We start from the raw sequence: 12787 nt of genomic DNA on the forward strand, positions 1-12787 counted from the left end.
GACAGACAACATGAATGCCCCGCTGCCCGCGCACATCCGCAAGGCGCTAGAGACCGTCACGCTCGACGACAAGTACTCCCTGGACTACGGCCGGGCCTTCATGAGCGGCGTCCAGGCCCTGGTGAAGCTGCCGATGCTGCAGCAGTTGCGCGACAAGCAGGCCGGCAAGAACACCGCCGGCTTCATCAGCGGCTACCGCGGCTCCCCGCTCGGCGGCTACGACCAGGCGCTGTGGAAGGCCAGCAAGTTCCTGAAGGAACAGAACATCGTCTTCCAGCCGGGCGTGAACGAAGAGCTCGCAGCCACCGCGCTCTGGGGCACCCAGCAGCTGGGCTTCTCGCCCGCGGGCACCAACAAGTTCGACGGCGTCTTCGGCATCTGGTACGGCAAGGGCCCGGGCGTGGACCGCTGCTCCGACGTCTTCAAGCACGCCAACATGGCGGGCACCACCGAATTCGGCGGCGTGATCGCGGTGGCGGGCGACGACCACATCTCCAAGAGCTCCACCGCCGCGCACCAGAGCGACCATATCTTCAAGGCCTGCGGCACGCCGGTGTTCTTCCCGACCAGCGTGCAGGAAATCCTGGACCTGGGCATCCACGCCTTCGCGCTGAGCCGTTTCTCGGGGGTGTGGTCGGGCCTGAAGACGATCCAGGAGATCGTCGAATCGAGCGCCACGGCCATGATCGACCCCGAACGCGTCGAGATCGTCATTCCCACCGACTTCGAAATGCCGCCCGGCGGCCTGCACATCCGCTGGCCCGACCATGCGCTGGAGCAGGAAGCCCGGCTCATGCACTACAAGTGGTACGCCGCGCTGGCCTACATCCGCGCCAACCGCCTGAACCACAACGTCATCCAGGGCCCGAACGACCGCTTCGGCATCATGGCCAGCGGCAAGGCCTTCAACGACACGCGCCAGGCGCTGCTCGACCTGGGCCTGGACGACGCGGCCTGCCGCCAGCTCGGCATCCGCCTGCACAAGGTGGGCGTGGTGTGGCCGCTCGAGGCGCAGCTCACGCGCGAATTCGCCACCGGCCTGCAGGAAATCCTGGTGGTCGAGGAGAAGCGCCAGGTCATCGAATACCAGCTCAAGGAAGAGCTCTACAACTGGCGCCCCGACGTGCGGCCCAACGTGGTCGGCAAGTTCGACGAGGGCGAGGTGTATGCGGCCGAGGGCTACTCGGGCGGCGAATGGTCGATGCCCAACCCGACCGCCCACACGCTGCTGCGCGCCAACGCCGACCTGAACCCCGCGCTGATCGCCAAGGCGATCGCCGCGCGCCTCAAGAAGACGGGCCTGCTGGCTGCGGCCGGCGCCGACATGACGGCCCGCATCGAGGCGCAGCTCGCCATCCTCGAAGCCAAGGAGCGTTCGATGGTGGTGCAGCAGGCCTCCACCAGCGTGGCCGATGCCACGCGCCAACCGTGGTTCTGCTCGGGCTGCCCGCACAACACCAGCACCGTGGTGCCCGAAGGCTCGCGCGCGATGGGCGGCATCGGCTGCCACTTCATGGCGACCTGGATGGACCGCTCCACCATCGGCTTCACGCAGATGGGCGGCGAGGGCGTGCCGTGGGTGGGCCAGCAGCCCTTCACGACCGACCAGCACATCTTCGCGAACCTGGGCGACGGCACCTACTTCCACAGCGGCCTGCTCGCCATTCGCCAGAGCATCGCGGCCGGCGTGAACATCACCTACAAGATCCTCTACAACGACGCGGTCGCCATGACCGGCGGCCAGCAGGTCGGCGAGCGTCCCGAGGGCCACTCGGTGCTGCAGATCGCCGAGAGCCTGCATGCCGAGGGCGCCAAGAAGGTCGTCATCGTCACCGACGAGCCCGAGAAGTACGAGGGCGTGAACATCCCCGGCGACCATGTGCAGGTGAAGCACCGCGACCTGCTCGACGAGATCCAGCGCGAATTCCGCGCCATCTCCGGCACCACTGCCATCATCTACGACCAGACCTGCGCCACCGAGAAGCGCCGCCGCCGCAAGCGGGGCACGGCCGTCGATCCGGCCAAGCGCGTGGTCATCAACGAGCTGGTCTGCGAAGGCTGCGGCGACTGCAGCGTGCAGAGCAACTGCCTGAGCGTGGAGCCGCTGGAAACCGAATTCGGCCGCAAGCGCACCATCAACCAGAGCAGCTGCAACAAGGACATGAGCTGCCTGAAGGGCTTCTGCCCGAGCTTCGTCACCGTCGAAGGCGGCCAGCTCAAGAAGAAGAGCAAGAGCAAGGGCGCCACGCCGGCCGAGTTCGGCCTGCTGCCCGAGCCTGCGATCCCGTCGCTGGACGGCGGCAAGGTCTGGGGCGTGGTGGTGGCGGGCGTCGGCGGCACCGGCGTCATCACCATCGGCCAGCTGCTCGGCATGGCCGCGCACATCGAGGCCAAGGGCATCGTCACGCAGGATGCGGCCGGCCTCGCACAGAAGGGCGGCGCCACCTGGAGCCACGTGCTGATCGGCGACACGCAGGACGACATCCGCACCACGCGCGTCGGCACCGCGGCGGCCGACCTGATCCTGGCCTGCGATCCGCTGGTCACGGTCAACGGCGAAACCATGGCGCGCATGCGCGAAGGGCGCACGCACGTGGCGCTCAACAGCCACAGCTCGCCCACGGCCGCCTTCGTGCGCAACGCCAACTGGCAGAACCCCGAAGACGCCTGCGCCGCGGAGATCGCGCGGGCCGTGGGCATCGATGCCCTGGGCACCTTCGACGCCGATGCGGCCGCCACCACGCTGATGGGCGACAGCATCTACGTCAACCCGATGATCCTGGGCTACGCCTGGCAGAAGGGCTGGCTGCCGCTGGCGCACGAATCGCTGATGCGCGCCATCGAGCTCAATGCCGTGGCCATCGAGAACAACAAGACTGCCTTCGAATGGGGCCGCCAGGCCGCGGTTCGCCCCGAGGAGCTGCAAAAGCGCGTGCGCCCGGGCCAGGTCATCGAGTTCAAGAAGCGCGAAACGGTCGAGGCCCTGGTGGCGCGCCGCGTCGAATTCCTGACCGGCTACCAGAACGCTGCCTATGCCGAGGAATACAAGCAGTTCGTGGGCAAGGTGCAGCAGGCCGAGTCGGCCGCGGGCAAGAGCACCGCGCTGGCCGAGGCGGTGGCACGCTACCTGTTCAAGCTGATGGCCTACAAGGACGAGTACGAAGTCGCGCGCCTGCACACCGACCGCGCCTTCCTCGACCGTGTCGAAGGCATGTTCGAGGGCCAGATGGGCAAGGACTTCAAGCTCAACTACCACCTCGCCCCGCCCCTCATGGCGAAGAAGAACGCCAAGGGCCAGCTGCAGAAGCAGAAGTTCGGCCCCTGGATGCTGACGGCCTTCGGCGTCCTCGCGAAGCTGAAGGGCGTGCGCGGCACGGCGCTCGACATCTTCGGCCGCACCGAGGAACGCAGGACCGAGCGCGCATTGATCGGCGAATACCGCGCGAGCATCGAAGAAGTGATCGGCGGCCTGCGTGCCGACAACCACGCGCTGGCGCTGGAGATCGCGAGCCTGCCCGAGCAGGTTCGCGGCTACGGCCACGTGAAGGACCGCAACCTGGTGGCGGCCCGCACGCGCTGGAACGAGTTGATGGCCAGGTGGCGCAATCCGCAGGCGCAGCGCGCGGCGGCCTGATTTTTCAGCCGGATTCGCCCCCCAAAGAGCGCCCTCCGGGCGCTCTTTGCTATTCAAAACGTAGCAAAGACCCGCCGCGCCGAATACCCGGAAAGCCCTCCCCGCCGCGCCGGATAAGCCCGTGGGGAGGCGCCGCGCGCCGAATACAATGCCCGGTGCTGTGCGCGGCCAAGCCGCGCCGAGCCTTGACTTGCGGMCCGCTTCCCTTGTGGCCGCGGAGCCTCGGAATGGCGGGCCCGGCCCGTGCTCCTGAAGTCGTTTTCTCTTCCCTCTGTTGGAGACTCTCTTGTTTATTTCCTCTGCTTTCGCCCAGACCGCGCCCGCAGCCGCCGGCGGCGGTGACATGTTGTCCTCGCTCGGCAGCATGCTGCCTCTGGTGCTGATGTTCGTGGTGTTGTATTTCGTCATGATCCGCCCGCAAATGAAGCGCCAGAAGGAAGCGCGCGCCATGATCGAAGCGCTGGCCAAGGGTGACGAAGTCGCAACCGCCGGCGGCGTGCTCGGCAAGATCACCTCGATCGGCGACCAGTATCTCGGCCTCGAAATCGCCAATGGCGTCGAGATCAAGATCCAGCGCAGCGCCGTTGTGCAAGTCCTGCCCAAGGGCGCCGTCAAGTAAAAGAAAAGCGTGAGCTGATCCTTGCGCTTTGCGGCGCAGGGCCCCAAGTCACGCCGTGTCTCGTTTCTGAAAAGCGCTCTCTCATGAACCGTTACCCGGTCTGGAAGTACGCGATCATCGTGATCGTGCTGCTCATGGGGCTCATCTACGCCCTGCCCAATTTCTTCGGCGAGTCACCTGCGGTGCAGGTGTCGGCGGCCAAGACGACCGTCAAGGTCGACGCCGCCACCCAGACCCGGGTCGAGGAGGCGCTGAAGGCCGCGGGCCTTGCGCCCGACCTGATCACGCTCGACGCCGGCTCGCTGCGTGCGCGCTTCACCACCACCGACGACCAGCTCAAGGCGCGCGACGTGGTGCAGCGCGCCCTCGTGCCCGACACGAACGATCCGCCCTACACGGTGGCGCTGAACCTGCTGTCGCGCTCGCCCAAGTGGCTGACCGCGCTGCACGCGTTCCCGATGTACCTGGGCCTCGACCTGCGCGGCGGCGTCGACTTCCTGCTGCAGGTCGACATGAAGGGCGCCATCGACAAGAAGGCGGAATCCTTCGCCAGCGACCTGCGCACCACCTTCCGCGACAAGAGCATCCGCGGCACCTCGGTGAGCCGCAACGGCCAGACCGTCGAGGTGACCTTCCGCGACGCCGCCTCGCTCGACGAGGCCAAGCGGCTCATCCAGGACCAGTTCCAGGACCTCGCCACCACCGACAGCCAGGACGGCGGCAACTGGCGCCTGACAGCCACCATCAAGCCCGAGGCCGCACGCCGGCTGCAGGACGCGGCGCTCAAGCAGAACATCACGACCCTGCACAACCGGATCAACGAACTCGGCGTGGCCGAGCCGGTGATCCAGCAGCAGGGCCTCGACCGCATCGTGGTGCAGTTGCCCGGTGTGCAGGACACGGCCAAGGCCAAGGAAATCCTGGGCCGCACCGCCACGCTCGAAATGCGCCTGGTGGACGAAAGCGCCGAAGGCCGCTCGGCTGAGCTCAGCGGCGGCCCGGTGCCTTTCGGCTCCGAGAAATTCCTCGACCGCCAGGGCCGCCCGGTGATCGTGAAGAAGCAGGTGCTCGTCACCGGCGAGAACCTCACCGACGCACAGCCCGGCTTCGAGCAGCAGAGCAACCAGCCCAAGGTCGACCTGACCATGGACGCCAAGGGCGGCCGCATCATGCGCGACGTCAGCCGTGAGAACTACAAGAAGCGCATGGCCATGCTGATCTTCGAGAAGGGCAAGGGCGAAGTGCTCACGGCCCCGTCGATCAACGGCGAACTGGGCAACCGCTTCCAGGTTTCGGGCTCGATGACCGTGTCCGAAGCCAACGACCTCGCGCTGCTGCTGCGCGCCGGTTCGCTGGCCGCGCCGATGGAGATCATCCAGGAACGCACCATCGGTCCGAGCCTGGGTGCCGACAACATCGAGAAGGGCTTCAAGAGCGTGATGTACGGCTTCCTCGCGATCATGGTCTTCATGTGCGCGTACTACGCACTGTTCGGCCTGTTCTCGTCGATCGCGCTGGCCGTCAACCTGATGCTGCTGGTGGCCATCCTCTCGATGCTGCAGGCCACGCTCACGCTGCCCGGCATCGCGGCCATGGCGCTGGCCATCGGCGTGGCCATCGACTCCAACGTGCTGATCAACGAGCGCGTGCGCGAAGAGCTGCGCAACGGCGCCTCGCCGCAGGCCGCGATCCACGCGGGCTACGAGCGCGCCTGGGGCACGATCCTGGACTCCAACGTGACCACGCTGATTGCGGGCGTCGCGCTGCTGGCCTTCGGGTCGGGTCCGGTGCGCGGCTTCGCCGTGGTGCACTGCATCGGCATCGTCACCTCGATGTTCTCGGCCGTGTTCTTCTCGCGCGGCCTCGTGAACTTCTGGTACGGCCAGAAGAAGAAGCTCAAGACGGTGTCGATCGGCACCGTCTGGCGGCCGAAGACCGACGGCGCCGCCGTGGCCGAAACCAAGTAACGGCCGAGGACAAGCGCCATGGAATTCTTCCGCATCCACAAGACCATCCCGTTCATGCGCCACGCGCTGGTGCTGAACATCGTCTCTTTCGTCACGTTCGCGCTGGCGGTGTTCTTCCTGTTCCACCGCGGTCTCCATCTGTCGGTCGAGTTCACGGGCGGCACGGTGATGGAGGTGGCCTACAAGCAATCGGCCGACATCGGCAAGGTTCGCGACGCCGTCGGCAAGCTCGGCTATCCGGACGTGCAGGTGCAGAGCTACGGTTCGTCCGAGAACATCCAGATCCGTCTGCCGGCCCAGAAGGGCATGAGCTCCGAGCAGCAGAGCGCACAGGTCATGCAGGCGCTCCAGTCGGTCGACCCGTCGGCCACGCAGCGCGGCATCGAGGTCGTCGGCCCGCAGGTCGGCGAGGAACTCACCACCAACGGCCTCAAGGCCCTCGGCATGGTGGTGGTCGGCATCATGATCTACCTGGCGTTCCGCTTCGAATGGAAGTTCGCGCTGGCCACCGTCCTGGCCAACCTGCACGACGTGGTCATCATCCTGGGCTTCTTCGCGTTCTTCCAGTGGGAGTTCTCGCTGGCGGTGCTGGCGGCGGTGCTGGCGGTGCTGGGCTATTCGGTGAACGAATCGGTCGTGATCTTCGACCGGATCCGCGAGAACTTCCGGCGTTACCGGAAGATGACAACCACCGAGATCATCGACAACGCGATCACCTCGACCATCAGCCGCACGATCATCACCCACGGCTCCACGCAGCTCGTGGTGCTGTCGATGTTCTTCTTCGGCGGCCCGACCCTGCACTACTTCGCCCTGGCGCTGACCATCGGCATCTGCTTCGGCATCTACTCGTCGTGCTTCGTGGCGGCGGCGATCGCGATGTGGCTGGGCATCAAGCGCGAAGACCTGATCAAGGGCGGTCCGACCAAGCGCGAAGGCGATTCCGAAGACGACCCGAACGCCGGCGCCGTGGTCTGACGGATACTTCGGGGTTCAACGAAGCGGTGGCGGCGAAGCCGCACCGCGGTTCGCAGGCAACGCCGGGCGCCGTCCGCACTTGTGCGGTGGCGCTTCCCGATGCAAGCTCGCGATTGTTGTTGTTGACGAACTGTTTCCCTTGGCCTTCCCGATCTTTCAATGAGCATTGCGCGGTCCGCTTCTTCCCTGCAGCTCGCACGCGAGACGCGTGAGCGTTTCGTCCTGGCGACGGAAGGTGCCATCGTTGCGCTGGCCCGTGCGATCCGCGACCGGCTGACGGTGCTGGCTTCGGAAGTGGGCAATGCGCGTGCGATGCAGGAGCACCGCGACGACTTCGTGGCGTTCCAGGGGCAGGCCTCGCAATGGGTGTCGCTCGCGCAGACGGGCTGGCGCAAGGCGCTGGGCGCCCCCGCCCAGACCGGCGGATTGACGGCCTTCCCCACGGCGCTGCGGCTCGAACTGATCGGCGACGAGGTGGTGGAAAGCAACATCCTCGCATCGCGCCTCGCGCAGGTGATCCACGACAAGGCCAGTTTCGAGCTCAGCGATCTGCGCCTGCGCATACAGCACCTCGAAGGCACGAGCGAGCTCGACGCCAAGGACGTGCTCAAGCCCGAGACGCTGGCCAGGCTGCTGGTGGAGCAATGGCTGGCGGCCGGCCTGAGCCGCGAGCTGTGGAGCCGGGTGCAGGACACGGTGCAGCAGCAGCTGCTCGACGTGGTCGTCAAGGCCTACGAGAACGCCAATGCCTACCTGGTCGCCAACGGCGTGATGCAGGAGATCGACCTCAAGAGCTTCGTCCGGCGAACGGGCGATGCCGGCGGTGGCGGTGGGGCCTCTTCTTCAGCGGCCGCTCCGGTGGACAGCGGTGTCCCCCGGCGACCGCCCGGCGTTGGCTTCCAGGCGCCGCAACAACAGGCCTCCATGCCGATGGGGGCGGCATCTTCGCTGACGACGGGCGGCTCGCCGCTGATGATCGCGCGGCAGCGTGCGCAGACCGCGCTGCTGAGCCTCAAGCGCTTCGTCACTGCGCGCATCGGCGGCGACACGACCGCCACGGTCCAGAATTCGACGACGGCTGCGACGGCTGCAGGGCGCGCGACCGGCCCTGGCGGCGGCAATGCGGGCGACGGCGGCGCCACTGCACCCCGGGTGTTCTCCAGAACCTTTGCCGGCGCCATCGCCGATGCCGAAGTCGCCTATCGCATGGCCGCGACGCAGTACATGGCGGCGTCGGGTGAACAGCAGGCCACGCTGATCCAGCAGACCGCGGTCGACCTGCGCCGGCGCAGCACCGAACTCAAGAAGCGCGCGCCCACCACGGCCGACAAGGCCACCGTCGAGATCGTCGCGCTCATGTTCCAGGCCATCCTCGCGGAGGAGCGGATTCCGTTTTCGGCGCGCGTGTGGTTCGCGCGGCTGCAGATGCCGGTGCTGCGCGTCGCGATTGCCGAGCCCGAATTCTTCGGCACGCTGCAGCATCCTGCGCGCATGCTGATCGATCGCATGGGCTCCTGCGTGATGGGCTTCGATGCGGCTGCCATCACCGGCAGCGCGCTCGAAGGCGAAATCCGCCGCGTGGTGCAGGTGATCGAGCAGTACCCCGAGACCGGCCAACGCGTGTTCAAGCTGGTGTTCGACGAGTTCGTCGCCTTCCTCAGCCGCTATCTCACGCAGAGCGACACCACGCAGCGCGTGATGAGCGTGGCGCAGCAGGTCGAGCAGAAGGAAACGATGGCGATCCAGTACACCATCGAGTTGCGCAAGATGCTCAACGACATGCCGGTGCGCGAGGAGATCCGCGAGTTCCTGTTCAAGGTCTGGGCCGAGGTGCTCGCGATTGCCGCGCTGCGCTATGGCGCGCAGGGCGAACAGACCGTGATGCTCAAGCGCGTGGCGTCCGAGCTGGTCTGGGCCGCCAGCGCCAAGCCCAACCGCACCGACCGCGCCCGCGTGATCCAGGACCTGCCGCAGCTGCTGCAGCGCTTGCGCCAGGGCATGGCGCTATTGGGCATCGTGGACGAGCCGCAGGAAGCCCACATCAAGACCATCGGCGCGACCCTGTCCGACGCCTTCCTGTCGAAGACCGAGGCGATTCCGCAGGCCAAGATCGAGGCCATGGCCGAGCGGCTGGCGCACCTGGAAGACTTCGTGAGCGACATCGGCGGCACCGCCGACCTGCCGCTCGATGCCCACAGCATCGAACTGCTGCTCGGCGTGGATGCGGCCTCGATCGAGGTCGTGCCCGATGCCGCCGGCGCCCAGGTGCCCGAGGACATGCTGGCCTGGGCGCACGAGCTGCAGGTGGGCAACTGGTTCATGCTCGACCACAACGACCGGGTGAGCCAGGTCCAGTTCGTCTGGCGCAGCGATCGCAAGCAGCTGCACCTGTTCGCCACGGCGGATGGCCGCAGTTTCCTGATCCAGGCGGGACGGCTGGCCATGTATTTGCAGGCCGGCCTGCTGGTGCCCGCCGAGGAAGAGACGCTCACGGTGCGCGCCACGCGCGAGGCCCTGGCCAAGCTGGACGCCAACCCCGAGCGGCTGCTGAACTAGCCGGCTGTTGCCGGGTCAGTGGGCGATTCGGCCTTCTCTGCTTTCGCAGAGTTCATCGAGCACCAGCGCGTCGGGCTCGATGCCGGTGCTCCAGTGCACCATCAGCACGATGATCTTGAGCTCGTCCAGCGCCACCGGGTCGCCCGGGGCGGCCATGGCACGTTCGATCACGATCTCGCGCAGTCCGCAGGGCAGCACGTTCGACGATTCGAGAAAGCGGATGAAGCCGAGGCATTCGGCGCCCAGGTGCTCCTGCTCGGCCTGGGAGTAGACGCGCATCGCGTCTTCCGACTGCGGCAGGGAGGCTTCGGGCGCGCCGTGCAGGGTGACCGTGGCGGTGGCATCGTCGTCGGCATCGCGCTCGAACTGCATGCCCTGCGTTGCGAGGCTCAGGCCGTCGAGCCAGTGCAGGGCGTCGCGTATCTCTTCCGCCTCGAAGCCGTGCGCGCTGAGCTTGCGGCCCAGTTGTTCGGGTTCGGGGCAGGCATCGCCGCGCCAATAGTTTTCGTAGACAAACACGAGCACTTCGAACATGGCCCCAATATAGCCCACGAATGTTCAACGCAGGCTAAGTGGATGCCATTCGTTGGAAGAGTCCGCCGGGGAGGCGTGAAATGTGACCGTCCAGCTCGAGTTCGAGCATCTTCGCCTGCAGCATGGCCGCGCTCCAGCCCGTGCGCGCGCTCAGGGCGTCGAGGCTCACGGGATCGAAGCCGAGTGCGTCGAGCAATGGATCTTCGGGGGCGGAGGGACTGCCGGCGCTCCCGTTCGCGGAAGCCGGCGTTGCCATGCTGCCCGTGCGCAAGGAGGGCAGCTCCTCCAGGATGTCGTTCACCGACTCGACCAGCTTGGCGCCCTGCCGGATCAGCGCATGGCAGCCGCGCGATTGGGGCGAGTGGATCGAGCCCGGAATGGCGAACACTTCCTTGCCTTGTTCCGATGTGAGCCGTGCGGTGATCAGCGAGCCCGACTGCAGCGCCGCCTCGACCACCAGCGTGCCGCGCGCCAGGCCGGCAATCAGGCGGTTGCGCTTCGGAAAATTCTGCGTCAGAGGCGGCGTGCCGAGCGGGAGCTCGCTCACGATCAGTCCCTGCAAGGTGATGCGGTGCGCCAGGTCGCGGTGCCGCGCGGGATACACGCGGTCGAGGCCGGTCCCGACCACGGCGACCGTGGCAAGCCGCGGCGCATCGCCGGCTGCATCGAGCGCGCCCTGGTGCGCGGCGCCGTCCACGCCGAGCGCCAGCCCCGACACCACGGGCAGGCCCGCATCGCCGAGCGCCCGGGCAAAGCTGCGCGCGTTGGTGGCGCCTTGCGGCGTCGGGTTGCGGCTGCCGACGACCGCGATGCTGTTCTGAAGCTGTGTCAGGTCGAAATCCGAGGCGCCGAGCACGTAGAGCATCAGCGGCGGATCGGTCATTTCGAGCAGCGAGGCCGGGTAGCCGGCATCGCCGAGCGTCACGAGGCGGCGGGTGATGCCGTTGTCGTCGCCCGCTTGCAGCCATTGCCAGGTCTGGTCGATCAGCGCCTGGAGGCCGTGGGGCACCAGGTGCAGCGCCTCGGCCTGTGCCGGGGTGACGACCTGCCGCAGCGCGGCATCGGGCTGCGCGAAAACCCCCTCGGGCAGCCCGAAGGCCGCGAGCAGCCTGCGCGCGGAGCTGTCGCCGATGCCCGGCGTCAGGGAGAGCCGCAGCCAGCCTGCGAGTTCTGGGCGTTCCAAGCGGGTGTGGGCGCCGGAAAGCCGATCAGGGGTTGACGAGGAAGTCGCCGGCGCGCGGGGTGTCGTTGATTTCGAGCACCAGCGCGTAGGAAACCTTCTCGAAGGTGCGGAACACCATCAGCAGGCCGATGCGCTCGTTCGGCAACTTGATGGTTTCCTTGCGTGCGCCGGTCCGGTCGAGGATGGTTTCGCCATTCTTCAGGATGGCCAGCACATGGCCGTTGTCGATGCCGTCGCGCGTGCCCTTGTTGATGGCCACCACCTGGTTCTGGGCCGCGTACTGCACCGCGTTGCCGTAGACCGAGATGATCCGGCCGTCGACCTGCGTCGAGGGTGCGCGCGGTGCGTAGCTCAGCAGCTGGCGCGGCGGCTCGGGCAGCAGGCGGTCGCCGGCGCGCATTTCCTCGCGCGACGCCACGATGTCGATGCTGGCCGGCACGACCGTGATGACGTCCTTGTCCTGGACCGTCTCGATGGTGGTCGATTCGCCGCGCTGCAATTGCGCCTTGCCCAGGTACTGCGCCTCGTAGCCGAGGATTTCACCCGTTCCGGGGTCTTTCAGCGGGGTGGCGTTGCGGAAGATGCGGAAGGTCTTGATCGGGCCCGGCGCCTCGATCAGGGGCGATTCGGGGTTGCCGCGGGCATAGGCCCGGTCGCCGCGCGACAGCAGCACCCGGCTGTCGTTGCCGGCCACGATGCGCGGCGCGTTCTCCAGCGTGTTGGCGTCCACCACGATCGGCTCGCTGAGGAAGGGCTCGATCAGGCTCGGATTGAGCGTGGGCAGGGCCATGCCCGCCAGCGAGTCGAAGCGCGTGCGCGGCGACAGCTTGATGGTGCCGCCTTCGCCGCCGAACCCGCCGCGGCGGGTGGTCAGGCGCGCCCGGCCGCCGGTCTTGTCCAGGTAGAGGATCTGGCCGGGGTAGATGCGGTGGGGGTTCGCGATCTCGTTGATGTTCATGCCCCACAGCTCCGGCCAGCGCCAGGGGCGCAGCAGGTAGAGGCGCGAGATCGCCCAGAGCGTGTCGCCGGGCTTGATCGTGTATTCGTCCGGCGCGCTGGGCGCGAGCTCGCTCAGCGGGACGCCCGCCTGGGCGGTCTGCTGGGCCGTGGCGCGCTGCTGGGGCGTGACGGGGTAGTTCTGGGCCCAGGCCGTCGTGGCGCCGCAACTGCCGATTACCGCAAGGGCAGTCAGCGTGGCGAGGAGGTTTGGGCGCTGGCGTTCGATGGATCTGAGCTTTTTCATGTCTGGATGGGTGAGCGCGCGACGTATCGCTGCGCATACGAATCTCACAATTTGCTACGAATTCTGCGCCCGA

At 67.2% G+C, this 12787-nt stretch carries 8 protein-coding genes; 5 read left to right on the forward strand and 3 right to left on the reverse strand.

Features of this window, described 5'->3' with window-relative positions:
- Positions 1-10: 10 nt before the first annotated feature.
- The 5 genes from AC1DXX_RS02655 to AC1DXX_RS02675 all read left to right on the forward strand — a co-directional run bounded on the left by AC1DXX_RS02655 (position 11) and on the right by AC1DXX_RS02675 (position 9754).
- On the forward strand, positions 11-3634 hold the full coding sequence (locus tag AC1DXX_RS02655) for an indolepyruvate ferredoxin oxidoreductase family protein (protein ID WP_478132618.1): 3624 nt from the start codon (positions 11-13) through the stop codon (positions 3632-3634).
- A 286-nt stretch (positions 3635-3920) separates the two neighbouring features.
- A complete protein-coding gene (yajC, locus tag AC1DXX_RS02660) occupies positions 3921-4253 on the forward strand; it encodes a preprotein translocase subunit YajC (RefSeq protein ID WP_198084028.1) in 333 nt (110 codons plus the stop codon).
- 83 nt (positions 4254-4336) lie between these two features.
- Positions 4337-6220: a protein translocase subunit SecD gene (gene secD / locus AC1DXX_RS02665; RefSeq protein ID WP_478132619.1), complete on the forward strand. Its 1884-nt coding sequence runs from the start codon at positions 4337-4339 to the stop codon at positions 6218-6220.
- An 18-nt stretch (positions 6221-6238) separates the two neighbouring features.
- Entirely contained in the window at positions 6239-7198 is a 960-nt protein-coding gene (gene secF, locus AC1DXX_RS02670; protein WP_478132620.1) for a protein translocase subunit SecF, read from the forward strand.
- Positions 7199-7357: 159 nt separating this feature from the next.
- Complete coding sequence (locus AC1DXX_RS02675) at positions 7358-9754, forward strand: DUF1631 family protein (RefSeq protein ID WP_478132621.1); 2397 nt, start codon at positions 7358-7360, stop codon at positions 9752-9754.
- Positions 9755-9769: 15 nt separating this feature from the next.
- Here AC1DXX_RS02675 and AC1DXX_RS02680 read toward each other — a convergent pair whose 3' ends face one another.
- From AC1DXX_RS02680 to AC1DXX_RS02690, 3 genes are read right to left on the reverse strand one after another with little or no spacing between them, the layout of a single operon-like run.
- Positions 9770-10288 (reverse strand): Smg family protein, encoded by a 519-nt coding sequence (locus AC1DXX_RS02680; protein ID WP_478132622.1) that lies wholly within the window; start codon positions 10286-10288, stop codon positions 9770-9772.
- 34 nt (positions 10289-10322) lie between these two features.
- Entirely contained in the window at positions 10323-11471 is a 1149-nt protein-coding gene (gene dprA / locus AC1DXX_RS02685) for a DNA-processing protein DprA (protein ID WP_478132623.1), read from the reverse strand.
- 25 nt (positions 11472-11496) lie between these two features.
- Positions 11497-12714, reverse strand: a complete 1218-nt coding sequence (locus tag AC1DXX_RS02690; RefSeq protein ID WP_478132624.1) for a LysM peptidoglycan-binding domain-containing protein — start codon at positions 12712-12714, stop codon at positions 11497-11499.
- Between the last annotated feature and the right edge of the window lie 73 nt (positions 12715-12787).

The sequence above is a fragment of the Variovorax sp. P4_B10 genome, assembly GCF_056402375.1.

Bases quoted from the DNA above. Each gene is read 5' to 3' on its own strand.
- AC1DXX_RS02655 (WP_478132618.1), top strand. From the start codon at position 11: ATGAATGCCCCGCTGCCCGCGCACATCCGCAAGGCGCTAGAGACCGTC.
- secD (WP_478132619.1), top strand. From the start codon at position 4,337: ATGAACCGTTACCCGGTCTGGAAGTACGCGATCATCGTGATCGTGCTG.
- secF (WP_478132620.1), top strand. From the start codon at position 6,239: ATGGAATTCTTCCGCATCCACAAGACCATCCCGTTCATGCGCCACGCG.
- AC1DXX_RS02675 (WP_478132621.1), top strand. From the start codon at position 7,358: ATGAGCATTGCGCGGTCCGCTTCTTCCCTGCAGCTCGCACGCGAGACG.
- AC1DXX_RS02680 (WP_478132622.1), bottom strand. From the start codon at position 10,288: ATGTTCGAAGTGCTCGTGTTTGTCTACGAAAACTATTGGCGCGGCGAT.
- AC1DXX_RS02690 (WP_478132624.1), bottom strand. From the start codon at position 12,714: ATGAAAAAGCTCAGATCCATCGAACGCCAGCGCCCAAACCTCCTCGCC.